Origin of the sequence: Chitinophaga filiformis, assembly GCF_023100805.1 — a bacterium.
In the GTDB taxonomy this organism is placed as follows: domain Bacteria; phylum Bacteroidota; class Bacteroidia; order Chitinophagales; family Chitinophagaceae; genus Chitinophaga; species Chitinophaga filiformis_B.
The window spans coordinates 3,773,268-3,787,912 of the sequence record NZ_CP095855.1 but is presented as its reverse complement, the minus strand read 5'-3'; the positions used below and the strand labels follow the sequence as shown (position 1 = coordinate 3,787,912).

Below are 14,645 nucleotides of genomic sequence, written 5' to 3'. Positions count from 1 at the left end.
CTACATACTATTTCCCTTTCAGGGGAGTGAGCAGCCCCGTAAGGCCGTTCATTTTTATTTCGTACAGCGTAGCCAGCAACATTCCCAGCTTACCCTCAGGAAACCCTTTACGCTGAAACCATTCCAGGTAAGAAACCGGCAGGTCGCACAGCAATACATCCTTGTATTTACCATATGGCATTCTCATTGTTACCAGCTGATTGAATATTTCCCTGTCCGGTTGTGCAAATTCCATTATAGGTTGATTTTAAATCTGATTCATCACAAATATAGGATGAGAAATTTCCTGTGCTGAAAAAATTTAACATTTTTTTTTGTTCTCTAAATCCGTATAAGCCCATTCCTACGTAAGTACCATCATTATTAGAATTATTCTATATCTGTGCTTGTAAAAAACAGCATTCATTTTGGGGACTATTTAGAATTTTAGGGACAATTTAGAGACAATACTTTTTGAATTTATGTTGAATTTCCATGTAACGAGGTCAATCTTGTTATGTTTCCTATACCCGTATGGATAATGAGTTTTTTCGTTTTGCAGTTTTGTAAACTTTTTGATTAAACATCCCCCCAGAAGAGTGGTTATTTCAGAAAATCTGGTTACAGCCCTCCCGTGGCTGTAACCTTTTTTATGTTTGTGCGCTATGTGCTGTCCTGATGTTCTATCGTTATAACCATCCCCGCTCCTTCCAGGAGCCGATCATTTTCCCCGATACGCCGCATTCCCGCAGTACATCTTCAAAATCTTCCATTTCCATCCCCCAGTCAACAGCATATGCTGCAAACTCATCTCCTACCGGTAATCTGCCAAACAATTTTCCTGTCGTGAGAATATGCGCCACCTTACGTAGCAAAATACTCCCCATTTCCCATTTCTCTTCTTTGCTGATGATCTGCATCAGTTGAGTAAAGGGACGTTCAAATTTTTCAGCCGCAATGTCAAGATATACATGATCCAGCTCAGTAGCGAGGAAGATCAGATCAAAAATGTCTTCGTCAGGATGTTGCTTTGAGATCTTTTTGGTAAAAGCTACTGAGCGGGGCGACAGGGAAGGAATATAAACATCTGCATAGTGATAACTCAATTCCAGCAGCGATAAAGGAGTTTCTACTTTATGTTCTTCCAGCGTATCGGTGATGGCTATGGCCATGCTCTCCGCGACTGTAGCCATTAAGATTTGTATGTTCGGCTTTTCATCCGGCCGGGCATAAGACAATTTACTTGTTCCGGAGGCATAGACCGTTCTGATCTCATCCAACTCGCCAGTGCTGTTGTATTTGTAGATATTCTCGTATTCAGATTCACCGGCGCCGGGTGTAATGCTCAGGCAATGGGCTTTCTCAATGCGCCCTGCTGACAGCTCATATTTTTCAACGTTGCAGAACAGGGAATGCTCATGATCCATGATACTGGCCATTTTCTCTTCCGTGTCCATGTCCATATAAGCGTCTCCTTCTCCCCTTCCCATCACCAGTAAAGATTGCCAGGCCACTTTCTGTCCGTTTTCATCGTACTGGATCCTTTTGATGCAAGATGGTATTTTTGTACCGACATTGTATTCCACATACTCGACCCATTCCTTACCGTAGGAATAATACCCCTGCCAGAATACATTGCTGACTGCATTGCCATAGGAAGTATAACAGGGCAATCCGTCGGCAGAGAAGCCATAAAAATGATAGTCGTTGATTTCCCTGACGGTGGCTACAGGAAATAATTTCTCTTCAGGTTGCAGAAACGCGGGTGTACCATAATCTGCAAGGTTATACCGGAAGCCTGGGATATATTTTTCTGAGGTGACATTGGTTTTATATTCCTGTAAGCGATCAAACTCGTGAAATGCCTGTTTCCATCGGGATAGTAGGTTCTGCTTCAGTATTTCCAGGTACATTCTTCTACATTTTGAATAAAAATAATGTTTTAAACCAAAAGATGCTACTTGCTTTGTTCAATTGGTTTACAGGATATTATAAAGCCCGCCAAAAAGTTGAAACGCTTCTGGCGGGCTTAACAGGAGTGATTATGAGTCCTATCTATTCAATTTTAATTGGTTGCGTATAGATCTGCTCCCCGACACCGGCCGTTTTAACGCCTATACGGGCGAAAAAAAACGTTTCTCCTGTCAGGGTGGAAGGAATGTCCGTACTGATCGTAACAGGGCCTGTAATGTCTCCTAACGCATCTGCACCTACCACCTGAGCTTTGAGGTTATTGACCGCATCTGCAATATTCGTTTTTCCCAGGTACAGTGTCGCCGACTCCAGCGTATGGGAGGTATTGATCCTTTCAATTGTGAAGGTAGCATTTACCGTTGTTCCGGTTTTAGTGGCCCTTGCGTTTTTGATAATGAAATAAGGCTGTACCGGCACTTCTACTGTCGTACTTCCATTTACGGTAATATCGACAGAGTCTGTGTTATTCACCCAGGGGCCATTGCCTGGGAGCAGGACCAGTTTATAGTCCCCGTCAAACAATGAAGCAGAGAAGGTACCGTCCTGCGCTATATACACCGGGATCTTTGTGAACAACTGGAAACCGTGTTGCCAGAGTTCCAGTTGCACGCCGTTTGAACGGACGCCTACCGCTTCTTTATTGTAGACCACCCTACCGGAAAGGATGGAGCCTGGTTTTTCGTAGTTATCCTTTTTGCATCCGGTTGCTATCGTGCATAGCAACATGATGATGAAAGGAAGTGGCAATATTTTGTTCATATCATGCATGTTTAAGCGTTACTGGAAAGGGTTCTTGATGATCTTCGGGTTATTGTTCAGTACCGACTGGCTGATAGCGGTATAATAATTCCCCAGCTGAAAGAAACGGGGCGCCCTGAAACGCGGTGCTATCATTTTCACGAAGACATATTTCCCATCGCGGGCAGGATCGCCGGGACGTACGACGCGATAGGGGTACAAGGCATAGATCATTGCATTGGGATTAGAAGCATCGCCATTCCATACCTTATCTGCGATGCGCCAGCGTTTCAGGTCCCACAGGCGGTGATCCTCAAAAGCCAGTTCTACCCTGCGCTCGTTGCGTATCCTGTCTATTGTTAACGAGCTAAGACTGTTTGGTCCAAAACCCGCCCGTTCGCGCAACGCATTGATATAAAGCAGTGCATCTCCTGTCTGTCCCAGTTCGAAGGCGGCTTCCGTTGCATTCAGGTATATTTCTCCCAGACGGAACCATACCCACCACACATCACTTTGAATACCCCGGGTGCTGGTCTTATCGTTGGGGTCTATATACTTCCTCAGGTAAAATCCGGTGTTCGATACTTCCTGTATAGAGCGGTGAGGACCGGAGGAGCCGGTCAGCAATTTACCGTCGCTATAGGTGGTACCGAGGTCGCTTCCTTCGATCACATCGTATGCGTTACGGTCGCTCTTCCATACCAGTACGCCGGCCTGTATGGATACGGGCAGGCTTTTGAAGGATGTGCCGGGATAAATGATAGTGCCATACAAACGTGCATCTTTATTGGCGAAGATATCAGACAGCTTGTCGTAGTAGATATAATCGCTGTTATCGGGCGTACGTATTTTCAGCGCACCATTTGAACCATCCTTATATTCAAAGCTTTCTACCAGGTTGAGCGAGGGCACCACAGAAGAAGATCCCAGGTTATCTTCCCTGATACCACGGGCGATGTTATCGTACGAAAACCAGTGTTTACGGGTAGGCAACAGGTAGTCTTTCACAAAGATCACCTCCCGGTTGGATGCCTTTTTAGTGACCGCTTCAAAGAAGTTTTCGCCAGGATCAGGGTTGTTCCTGTACAATGTATAAGCACCACTGTTGATAATTTCTTTGGACGCATCGAGGGCTTTTTGATAATAACCATTTGCCATACTGCCGGGTATACCTACTTCGCCGCCAGGCGTTGCAATGGGCACCGGCATAAGGCTGTTGTACTTCGCGATTGATCCTGCGTACAGCATAGCGCGGCTCTTCAGGGCCAGGGCAGTGTATTTATTGGCGCGGGTAGTACTGCTGGCATTCCCCAGCTGATCTTTGATAGCATCTATTTCAGCAGCTATGAAGTCGTAGACCTCCGATTCCTTTGCGCGTGCCTGTTGCAGGTCAGCCACATTGCCGGAGTAGTCGTATATGAGCTGTCTGGTGACCAGTGGCACGCCGCCCATTCTCTTTACCAGGTTAAAATAATTGAGGGCACGGAGGAAACGCAGTTCTGCGGAATATTGCTTCTTCGCATCATCTGAGAGGCTCACACCGTATTTCTCAATATTTTCCAGGGCCAGGTTGATATCGCGGATATAGGTATAGTTCCAGAGATACCATCTGCCAAAGCTATAAGATGCAATGTTGTTACGGCCATCTTCGTTGGACTGCCCGCTCCACATAGCTTCATCATAGTCGGCCATATTGCGCCACTGGAACAATCGTCCGTCTGCACCATCGTTCACATCACCCAGTCCTGTTTCTGCCGGTATCCTGTCGTAGAAGTTGGCGAGCAATGCCACGATCTGTTTAGGGTCATTCCATACCTGTTCGTCAGATAAGATGGTACGTGGCTCCCTGTCCAGCCAGTCTTTCATACAGCCTGCCAGTAACAGGGTCAGGAGTGAAATCATATATAATCGTTTCATAAAATAAGCATTAAAAAGTCTTAGAAGGATACGTTAAAACCAAAGTTGTACAGCCGTTGCTGCGGGTATACCAATCCGTTGGCAGAGCTGATCTCGGGATCAATTTCATATTCCTTCACATTATCGAGCGAGAACAGGTTGGTTCCGTTTACATATACACGCAGGGCAGCAAGGCCAACACGTTTAATCAGATCACGGGAGAAGTTGTATCCCAGTTCGAGGTTCTTCAACCTGATGTAGCGTACATTGGTGATCCAGAAATCGTTTACAGCATAGTTCACGTGTGTGGTATTATCTTTCCTGATAGCCGGGTATTTACCACTGATCCACCTGCTGGCGGGATTGTAAGGGTCTTCCCTATGCCAGCGGTCGGTCAGCATATATGCCGGAGATGAACCGTTGTTCTGAAAAGGGTAACGCAGTTCCCAATCGCGCAGGAATGACTGCATAGTAGCACCCGCAAAATCAAAACGCAATGTGAAGCCTTTCCATGCCACGCTGCCGTTGATACCGAAGCTAACATAAGGCTGGGCGCCCTGCGCATAACCGATGGGACGTTGGTCGAGGCCGTTGATGATCTTGTCTCCATTCACATCTTCATAGCGGAAATCGCCTGGAAGTTCTGTACGGTTTCCCCGGCCATCGTTGTCAATGTCATAGGTTTTTATCTGTTCCTCTGATTCAAACCGGCCTATTACATGATAGCCCCAGGTAACATTTGCCCAGCGGTCTTCAATAGAGCTGCGATACTGATCCCAGGCATTCCCGAAACGGGGCTTATAGGTACTTTTAGACCTCAGTCTTGCATAGGTAGCGTTGACTGCGAGGGAATAATTCACTTTACCTGATTGTCCGGTATAAGCGATCATTCCTTCAATACCGCGTGTGGCGTCAACGTTCAGGTTAGCATTGGGCAATGAATATCCCACTTCGCTGGGCAGCAGTACGTCATAACGTGCAGCGGGCAGGCCTGAGCGGCGGCGTTCAAAGACATCGAACTGACCGCTGATGCGATTGTTCCAGATGGTGAAATCTATACCTGCGTTGATGGACCTGTTCTTTACCCATGACAGTTCAGTTATTGGTAATCCGCGGGGCCTCAAACCGATCACATAACTGCCGTTCATAACAGCACCGCCCTGGTTAAAGTTGTATCCCGCCAGATAGCTGAATGCGCTGGGCGGGTTGCCATCTGAAAAACCTATTTCACTTCCTGTTTCCCCGTAAGAGGCTCTTAATTTCAGGTCGTTCAGCGCCGTTCCGAAACGGTTTTTCAACCATGGCTCTTCAGAGATCCTCCAACCCAGTGATACACCCGGGAAGAAGCCCCAACGCTTACCACGGGCATAAAGATAGGAACCATCATAGCGCCCCAGTACTTCGAAGAGATATTTCGACCTGTAGTCGTAGTTGATCCTGCCGATATAACCAGCTCTTGCTTCCAGCGACCATTCATCTGACAGGTAGTCCTGTTCCACGAGGTATTGCGTAGGCACATAGTTGTTTGTTGGGATAGTATGTACTACATAGTAAGAGTTATCGTAGTCGGACAGTTCATATGCACCTACCGCGGAGATGTTATGATCGCCGAATTTCCGCGCATAGCTCAGCTGAAATTGTGCATAGCGGGAGATCACGTTCCTTTTATGTCTTTCCCTCCAGGGATTCTGGTTACCGAAGCCGGGCTCTGCGTAGTAGGTGTTTGTCGTAGCGTTGTACTTGTAAGCGTTCCAGGTATATTCGAAACCGTCAAATTCCTCGTTGAGAAAATTATAGGAGTAGATCCCTTTAATACTTAGTCCGAAGGGAAGATCGTATTGAGCATTGAGGTTGACGTTCATACCTCTCCACCATTCGTCTACATAACCGGTGACATCATCCCGGTAGGTAACCGGATTTACGTTCACGTTATGTGTCTGGTTGATGTAGTTGGGATTATCATTAGCATACGGACTTTCGGTGGGCCACATACTGAAGATGCTCAGGAATGGGTTGAAGTAGTCGTCCAGTCCCGGCACGCCCACGTTGTGTCTCTTTTCCAGCCTGGCACTGATCTGCGTACCGACTTTCAGCCCTTTTGCCAGACTGCTTTCCAGGTTTGCCTGCAGGTTGGTACGTTCAAAGCTGTAGTCTTTGATCACGGCATCCTGTTTAAGACGGCTGACAGACATGTAATAACTGGAGCGTTGTGAACCTCCGGAAGCGTTGGCACTAAGATAATATTGTGGCACATTGGGTCGAAGTACTTCCTTATAGTAGTCGTAGCTCTTGTATCCCTTCTCTGTGCCCGCTTCCCATTTTACCAGTTGATCGGGGGTATAGAGCAATGAGGGGTCACGGCCCAGGTTCTGTTCCGATTCCAGCAGGGCGCGTACGTATTGTCCGGCGTTAGCGGGATAAGGATAACGGGTGAAGTTCTGGAAACCGTAATAACCGGAGAGGTTGATGTTAGGCTGTTCATTCTTGCGGCCTTTCTTGGTCGTGACTAGCACTACACCATTACCGGCCCTCAATCCGTAAATGGAGGCCGAAGCATCTTTCAGGATAGTGATATTCTCAATATCGTCCAGGCCGAGGTTGTTGAAGATGTCTTGTCCGGAACCGGAGGTGAAACCAAAGGCTGTTGTTGAGGTGCTGCCGGTATAGGGCACACCGTCAATGACGAAAAGCGGGCTGCCGAGGTTACGGATCTGGATATTGGTACCGTTACCTGGTCGCGAGTCTGTGGCGCGGGCCGTAATACCGGGCATTTTTCCCACCAAAGCGGCGGAAGTGGTAGTAGCAGGTGTTCGCACCAGATCGGCCGATTTTACGGTGCTTACGGCGCCCGTTACCGATGCCTTTCGCTGGGTACCATAGCCCACTACTACGATGTCGGTCAGGTTACTAGCCTGCGAGGCCACCGTTACCTGTAGTTTCGTTTGATTACCAAGCAGCACTTCCTTTGTCTGGAAGCCTACGATGCTGACATAGATAGTTGTGCCGGGCGTGGCCTGGATGGTGAATGAGCCGTCGGTCTTTGTTACAACTCCTTTGTTACTGTTCCTTACTGCGACGGTGGCTCCCGGGATGGGGATACCTGTTGAATCTGTTACTGTTCCAGAATAGATGAGCGGGTTAGTCTGCTGCGCAAAGCCGTGGATATGGGCAAAGAGCAGCAGCGCTAAGAAAGCGTACAGCGTTTTCATAACGATGGGTTTTAGTTCAGTTTTCGGAGGTTTGTTTAGTACACTAGAGGTCCGGACCGGTCAGTACTTCCGGTGTTTTTCATGCTAACAGTGAAATTCATAATGAATATAGTATAATTGTCATTATTACAGTTATTTTTCTTTCTATTTTTTTGCCCCGACAGGAATGATATAAGGCCAGCTATTTCAGGAGGCATAATGAGCTTTGTTTCTAAAATAACCGGCTAGCAGCTGCCTGGAAGACCACCCTGCAACGGGCTCAGGAATGCGGCGCCGTCTCAAAAACACCTATATCAATTAAGATGACCATATATCTACAGTGAATTAATACTGAAATCGTTAGAAGCAAAACGACGTTTTACGGACGCCGTATTTTCTATATTTTCTCCGTATTACTTGCCCGTTTCAGCTGACTTCACTTCCTTTGACATTACCACGGATGAAAAATATTTCCACGTTGTTGACACTGAGCGGTCCGGGAAAATCCATGTCTCTAAATACCTACCATAATGAAACCCGTTTCTTTTCCCTCGAAAGCGCGGTATCGCGCGTCCATTACGCAGGCTGGTCCTGCCCGGTTGAAGTACCTCAGGAGAATTCCTGGCTGGTACAGGCTTACACTTCTTATGCTGCTCCTCATGCCCTGTATGGTAGCATTTGCACAAAGCGACGGATTACCCCGCGGTGCATACCAGTTGCCTTACACGCGTTATGAATCAGAGAATGCCACGCTTGATGGCGGCGCAGCATTACAGCAATCTCCCCAGTTCATTCAGACAGACATTGCCTCCGAGGCTTCCGACCAGAAGTATGTAAGCCTCAGTAGTAACAATGCCAGTGTTGAATGGACACTGACACAGGCCGCCCAGGGGGTGACGCTTCGTTTCACCATGCCCGACGACAATACCGGCGCGGGCAGAAGCGGATCCCTTGGTCTGTATGTGAACGGCACCAAGGTGCGGAACATCAACCTGTCCTCGTATTGGGCCTACCAGTATTTTCCGGCGGCAGACCCGGTACAGACGCCGGGTGGCAAGACCTTCATGCGCTTTGATGAAGTGCATTTCCGCCTGGACAATCCGTTGAATGCGGGCGATAAACTCAGCATCCGGAAAGACAATGGAGACGCTATTACCTATGGCGTCGACTTTGTTGAGCTGGAGCCTGTTCCGCAAGCACTAACGCAGCCGGCCAATTATCTTTCCGTGACCGACTATGGCGCTGTTGCCAATGACCAGACCGACGATTTTGCGGCCTTTAATGCCTGCATCGCTGCAGCGTCGGCACAGGGTAAACACGTGTATATTCCGGCCGGCCGTTTCATGTTGAGCGACAAGCTGCCGCTGAATGTGAGCAATATGAAGATACAGGGCGCCGGTATCTGGTACACGGAAGTGTATTTCTCGACCGACAAGCAATTTTATGGCGGCTTTATGGGTCGTGCCAGTAATGTGGAGATCTCCCATTTTACGCTCAGCACTATCAATAACGACCGCCTGAAATATGACGAGCCCAATCCGAGATTGCCGGGGGAAATGTACAAGACCTATAAAGGTTTTATGGGTACATATGGTACCGGGTCCCGCATACATGATATATGGGTGGAACATTTTGAATGTGGCTTCTGGATAGCAGGTTACGACCCTCCCTACCCTATCGATATTACCAGGGACCTGGTGATCTCCAGGTGCCGCATCAGGAATAACTATGCCGATGGGGTGAACTTCTGTCAGGGCACTTCCAATTCCGTAGTAGAGCAATGCAGCGTGAGGAATAACGGCGATGATGGCCTGGCGGTATGGCCCGCTAATGTAGCCGGCAACAATGAGACCTGTCGCAATAACATTTTCAGGTACAATACGATCGAAAATAACTGGCGTGCGGGTAGTATCGCGTTGTTTGGCGGTACCGGGCATGAGATCCATCATAACTACATCAAAGATGGCGTAGGCGGTTCCGCCATCCGTTTCACCAATGACTTCCCCGGCTTTACGTTTGAATATCCCGGCGATGTTATTAAAGTGTATGAGAACACGATGACCGGTTGCGGCACAAGTTATGACCTCTGGAACCAGAAGCGGGGCGCTATTGAGTTCTATGCCGGCGGCAGTGGTATTTTCAACATGCAGTTTGACAACAATACCATCCTTCGTTCCCAACGCGATGGGATCCAGATATATGGGAATAACCTTCATCACCTGGTGTTCAACAACACGACCATTGACGGTACAGGGCTGGATCCGGTGGTGCGGGATGTCCCGGCTGATGTATATGGAGGTTTCGGATTGTATGTACAGGCGGGATCCCAGACGGCTACCTTCAACAACCTGACGGTCACCAATGCGGAATCGGGCGCGTATATCAACCGGAACACCAATTTCCAGCTGATCATACAAAACATCAATATCCCCGTATCGGGTGTTACGATAAAACCCGCGAATGATACGACCCTGACAGAAGGACAAATTTTGCAATTGACAGCGGATATTATACCCGTAGATGCGACCAATAAGAATGTAACCTGGAGCAGTTCCAATCCATCAGTAGCCTCCGTAGACGCTACGGGTAAAGTGACTGCGCTGGGATTTGGCACGGCTAATATTACGGTGACCACTGCCAGTGGTAATTTTACCGCAACTCGGAGGGTAAGCATCCTGCCAGGCGTCAATGTGCTAGCAACGATCGCCAATGCTTCCGAGAATGGTACGGCGGGCAGGTTTACCGTAAGTACTTCTTCCCTGTCTCAAAGCATCAATGTAAAATATACCGTTGCCGGTACGGCCAGCGCGAGCGATTATACGGCCAGTCCTGCGTTGAGTGGTACCATTACGCTGACACCTGCCCAGACTTCTGCAGTGATCAATATTACGCCCGTGAATGATGCGGTGTTCGAAGGGCCGGAAACAGTACGTTTAACCTTGCTGAAAGATGCTTCTTACAATCTGGGTGGAGACACTGTTGCCGTGATCACTATTGCGGACAATGATAATCCGCCTTGTGTATCGCCAGTGATAGCACAGGTATCTGGTACGCCTCCGGTGATCGATGCAACGATTGATGGCGCCTGGGCGATCGCCCCGGTGAGGAATATCAGTAATGTTGTGCTGGGTGGTCTTCCTTCCGACTATGCAGGTAAATGGCGAGCGATGTATGATAATACTAACCTTTACCTGCTGGTAGAAGTGAATGACGCCACCAGGATCGCTGATTCCGGTAGCAGCTGGTGGGAAGATGATGTGGTGGAAATATTCATCGATGGCGATAATAGTAAAGGAACTGCCTATGACGGAGCGAATGACTTCCAGCTGGGCTTCCGCTGGAATGATAATACTGTACATACGGGAGGTAATTCAGTGACCAGGACGACTGGTATCAATTACAGGCAGTATGCCACCGCGACAGGCTATAACCTGGAAGTGGCTATTCCCTGGACGACCATTGGTACTACTCCTTCGCTGGGTAAACAGTTGGGACTGGATGTACAGATAGACGATGATGACAATAATGGTACACGCGATGCACAGATCGCATCATTCGCCACGAATACAGCAGCGTTTTCAAATCCCTCCGTATTCGGAACTGTTTATCTGACTACCTGCAGTGGCGCATCTAACCAACCTCCTGTAGCAAATGCGGGCGCAGATGTTACGCTGGCTGCCAATACCACCAGCGTCACCTTACAGGGTACAGGATCGGATCCGGAAGGTAATGCTGTTACCTACAGCTGGACCAAAGTGAGTGGTCCGGCAGTAACATTCAGTAACACTGCGATTGCCAATCCGGTCGTTTCCGGGCTGACCAATGGCAGCAGTTACGTTTTCCAGCTGACGGTGAGCGATGGCAGTCTGACGACAAGCGACCAGGTACAGGTGACAGTGGGGACGGTGACGGATCCTAATCAGCCGGGCACTATACTGGCACGTCCTGCAGCAGGTACCATTACGGTGAACGGCAACCTGAGTGAAAGCAGCTGGAATCTCTCGCAGAGTATCAGTAAAGTGACAACAGGCTCGCCGAACAACACGGCCACTTTTGGCGTGCTCTGGGATGCCAATAACCTTTACATTGGCGTGAAAGTGCTGGATGGCGCCCTGTATGCAGACTCGCCTGATCCATGGGAAAATGATGCGGTGGAAATATTCATTGATGCGAATAATAACAAGCTGACGGTGTTTGATGGAAATGATAACCAGTTCATCAAGGCGTACAACAGCAGTTCACTGTTCAGCAAAGTAGCTGTCAGTGGCGTTCAGCATGCGTATGCAGCTATCAGCGGCGGTTATACTGTGGAGATCAGCATTCCATGGTCACAGCTGGGTATTACCCCGTCAGCGGGTCTGTCTTTTGGTTTTGATGTTGGTTATGATGACGATGACAATGGAGGAACGCGTGATGGCCAGGCAGTATGGTTTGGCAACTTATACAACTATCAGAATACATCAGGTTATGGTTCTGTAATACTGGCTAATACAGCCGCTGCTACAATGGCGGTGATGCATGATGCCGTTGTTGCAGATAAAACACCTGAGATCCGCATTCTGCCTAATCCGGCTACAGACGGACAGGCGAAGATCATGATCTCCAACCATAGTGGCAAAGGGTATGTGTTTGTGTATGACCTGCATGGCAGGCAGGTATATACGGCAAAAGCGCAGGCGGAAGTACGGTTGGATCTTCCGCAGTTACCTAAAGGAGTATATGTGGTGAAGTATGTATCCGGAGAGCAAGTGATCACAAAGAAATTGCTGATACAATAAGATCGTCATTGCTAAAAAAGAGAACGCCTGCTTCGTGAACGGAGCGGGCGTTTCTGTGTATGTATCGATATATGCTGAAGGGGCAGGCCTTTTGCCATAGCCCCTGGAGCCGAGGTGTAAACAATAGAGAAGACCGGTATAGGGATATGGGACAGCCCCATTGTTTATTCTTCTATTCTTGGAACTGGCGCAAGCGACAGTGATTTGGCTCTTGCTTTTCTTCTTCCGCGGAAGAACAGGTAGAGATTAAAGAACAGCATTACGCCAAGGTAGATGCAGAAGCCACCGATCTTGGCGCTCAGGATCTCCAGCAGGCTGCGTTGATTACTGATGCCGGATGATATTTCCATTACCCAGAAAGCGAATCCCAGGTTGAGCAGATAGAAGCCTGTCTCAAACAGCTTATTGGTGGCGGTAGCGATATCAGTTTTACCATGGAATATATCCAGCATAAACACTTTACTATTTTTAAACAGAGTGTGCGCCACGTACCATGTGAGGACGATCACGATGGGCAGATAGATCAGGTAAGCGATAAAGTTCAGAGACGATTCCATACAACAGTGTTTTAAGGGTGAAGAATTGATTTATTACGTTTACTGATAAGATAGATCACCAGCATGTTGAAATAATGCATGATGGCCAGTGTGAGCACTATTTTTCCGGTCATGACCGTTATTGACGACAAGAGCGCTGTCCAGCTGAGGATCGTATCCCAGGTGCTGATCATCAGCGCTGCATACCCAAGGTTGACCAGGTAATAACCGACGAGTAAAATGCGGTTGATGGCGTCGGTAAGGGTAACGTCGTTCTTCAGCAGATCCAGGATGAATAGTCGCCCGTTACGGTAAAAAACCAAGCCCACACGCACAGTTATCAGGTAGGTGATTAGGAGATAAATGATGTAAGCGAGTGTGTTCATACCGGATACATTTAGGTGACTGGCAGAAGGTTGCTTTTGTGATACAAACCTAGGTATTAATATTCGAACTTTCAAAATATTCTGAAAGTTTCAGTTAATAAATAAATGTAAGTGACTGATATTGTGATCAATAAATTTTTAAAGGGGATGTGCTGTTGGAGCAGTTAGCTATTTTGAATACCTTGGTTGTAAATACGACCCTTATGTTATCGACCCGACATCTGGTATTTATGGAGGTAGCCCGGGAGAAAAGTTTTTCCAGGGCCAGCGAGGTATTGTTCATTTCCCAACCGGCAGTGAGCGGGCATATTAAGAGTCTGGAAGAGCAGTATCAAACTAAGTTGTTCGAGCGGAAGGGCTTACATATAGAACTGACGGAAGCGGGGCAACTGTTGTACAAAAGGCTGCTGACGGTGAAGACGATACAGCAGGAGACGGAATTCGATATATCTGTGATGAAGGACAAATTACAGGCCAGCGGGGTACTCAACCTCGGCGCCAGTACGACGGCCGCCTTGTATATACTTCCCCGTGTCATGTCTGCCTTTAACCAGGAATATCCCCGGGTAGAAATATCCCTCCTGAACAGGAACAGCGAGATCGTACTGGACGCCTTGATAAACAAAGAGATTAATATCGGGGTAACCGAGGAAAAGGGCAAGCTGAGCAATGTGACCTATCTGCCCTTCCTGAAAGACCAGATCGTAGCCGTTTGCAGTCACAATAACCCGCTGGTAAAGAAGAAAGAATATCTGCTCAAGGAGATCCTGAACATGCCCCTGGCCATACGTGAACGCGGCAGCGGTACCCTGGAGGCGATCAAGCAAGGCCTGATGAAAAGTAAGATCAACCTGGACGATCTGCAGATCAATGCACGCCTGGGGGGAACTGAAGCCCTGAAGAACTTCCTGGTAGAATCCGGTTGTGTGGGTTTCCTCTCCACCAGGTCTATCGTAAAGGAGCTGCAACTGGGAGAACTGGCCGTGCTCAATTTTGAAGGATTGCGTATTGAGCGTAGTTTTTACTTCATTCAGCGGAAAGGGGAAACCAGCGAGCTAAATAAGCGCTTTATCAGATTAGCGAAGTCGATCTATAACTAAATCTTATGGATCATAAGATTTCTATATAGCTTTCATTATAGCCTAAGGCATACATTTGTCTTTCAAATAA

The 14,645-nt window shown here is 47.9% G+C and carries 9 protein-coding genes; 2 read left to right on the top strand and 7 right to left on the bottom strand.

Annotation, left to right across the window (positions count from 1 at the left end; genetic code table 11):
- Window positions 1–7: 7 nt before the first annotated feature.
- The 5 genes from MYF79_RS15180 to MYF79_RS15160 form a co-directional block, all read right to left on the bottom strand.
- Window positions 8–235 (bottom strand): DUF3820 family protein, encoded by a 228-nt coding sequence (locus tag MYF79_RS15180; protein ID WP_199656071.1) that lies wholly within the window; start codon window positions 233–235, stop codon window positions 8–10.
- Between the two features lie 433 nt (window positions 236–668).
- The gene (locus tag MYF79_RS15175) at window positions 669–1,892 is read right to left on the bottom strand and encodes a hypothetical protein (RefSeq protein WP_247814816.1); all 1,224 of its coding nucleotides are present in this window, start codon (window positions 1,890–1,892) and stop codon (window positions 669–671) included.
- Between the two features lie 142 nt (window positions 1,893–2,034).
- Window positions 2,035–2,712, bottom strand: coding sequence for a DUF3823 domain-containing protein (locus tag MYF79_RS15170; RefSeq protein ID WP_247814815.1), 678 nt, complete (start codon window positions 2,710–2,712; stop codon window positions 2,035–2,037).
- A gap of 18 nt (window positions 2,713–2,730) precedes the next feature.
- Window positions 2,731–4,608 carry a RagB/SusD family nutrient uptake outer membrane protein gene (locus MYF79_RS15165; protein WP_247814814.1) on the bottom strand — a complete coding sequence of 626 codons (1,878 nt, stop codon included), beginning with the start codon at window positions 4,606–4,608 and terminating at the stop codon, window positions 2,731–2,733.
- Window positions 4,609–4,628: 20 nt separating this feature from the next.
- Window positions 4,629–7,796, bottom strand: a complete 3,168-nt coding sequence (locus tag MYF79_RS15160) for a SusC/RagA family TonB-linked outer membrane protein (RefSeq protein WP_247814813.1) — start codon at window positions 7,794–7,796, stop codon at window positions 4,629–4,631.
- A gap of 509 nt (window positions 7,797–8,305) precedes the next feature.
- Between MYF79_RS15160 and MYF79_RS15155 the strand changes: the two genes are divergently transcribed.
- Window positions 8,306–12,553: a sugar-binding protein gene (locus MYF79_RS15155; protein ID WP_247814812.1), complete on the top strand. Its 4,248-nt coding sequence runs from the start codon at window positions 8,306–8,308 to the stop codon at window positions 12,551–12,553.
- Between the two features lie 164 nt (window positions 12,554–12,717).
- Here the strand turns inward: MYF79_RS15155 and MYF79_RS15150 are convergent, their stop codons facing one another.
- Together MYF79_RS15150 and MYF79_RS15145 are read right to left on the bottom strand one after the other, a co-directional pair.
- Window positions 12,718–13,110, bottom strand: coding sequence for a hypothetical protein (locus MYF79_RS15150; protein ID WP_247814811.1), 393 nt, complete (start codon window positions 13,108–13,110; stop codon window positions 12,718–12,720).
- 11 nt (window positions 13,111–13,121) lie between these two features.
- The gene (locus tag MYF79_RS15145) at window positions 13,122–13,475 is read right to left on the bottom strand and encodes a hypothetical protein (protein WP_247814810.1); all 354 of its coding nucleotides are present in this window, start codon (window positions 13,473–13,475) and stop codon (window positions 13,122–13,124) included.
- 203 nt (window positions 13,476–13,678) lie between these two features.
- On the opposite strand from MYF79_RS15145, the gene MYF79_RS15140 reads away from it, so the two are divergent.
- Window positions 13,679–14,575 (top strand): LysR substrate-binding domain-containing protein, encoded by an 897-nt coding sequence (locus MYF79_RS15140; protein WP_247814809.1) that lies wholly within the window; start codon window positions 13,679–13,681, stop codon window positions 14,573–14,575.
- The last annotated feature ends 70 nt before the right edge of the window (window positions 14,576–14,645 follow it).

Excerpts from the sequence above, each read along its gene's own strand:
- MYF79_RS15140 (WP_247814809.1), top strand. The coding sequence starts at position 13,679 with ATGTTATCGACCCGACATCTGGTATTTATGGAGGTAGCCCGGGAGAAA.
- MYF79_RS15160 (WP_247814813.1), bottom strand. The coding sequence starts at position 7,796 with ATGAAAACGCTGTACGCTTTCTTAGCGCTGCTGCTCTTTGCCCATATC.
- MYF79_RS15145 (WP_247814810.1), bottom strand. The coding sequence starts at position 13,475 with ATGAACACACTCGCTTACATCATTTATCTCCTAATCACCTACCTGATA.
- MYF79_RS15180 (WP_199656071.1), bottom strand. The coding sequence starts at position 235 with ATGGAATTTGCACAACCGGACAGGGAAATATTCAATCAGCTGGTAACA.
- MYF79_RS15150 (WP_247814811.1), bottom strand. The coding sequence starts at position 13,110 with ATGGAATCGTCTCTGAACTTTATCGCTTACCTGATCTATCTGCCCATC.
- MYF79_RS15170 (WP_247814815.1), bottom strand. The coding sequence starts at position 2,712 with ATGAACAAAATATTGCCACTTCCTTTCATCATCATGTTGCTATGCACG.
- MYF79_RS15155 (WP_247814812.1), top strand. The coding sequence starts at position 8,306 with ATGAAACCCGTTTCTTTTCCCTCGAAAGCGCGGTATCGCGCGTCCATT.
- MYF79_RS15165 (WP_247814814.1), bottom strand. The coding sequence starts at position 4,608 with ATGAAACGATTATATATGATTTCACTCCTGACCCTGTTACTGGCAGGC.
- MYF79_RS15175 (WP_247814816.1), bottom strand. The coding sequence starts at position 1,892 with ATGTACCTGGAAATACTGAAGCAGAACCTACTATCCCGATGGAAACAG.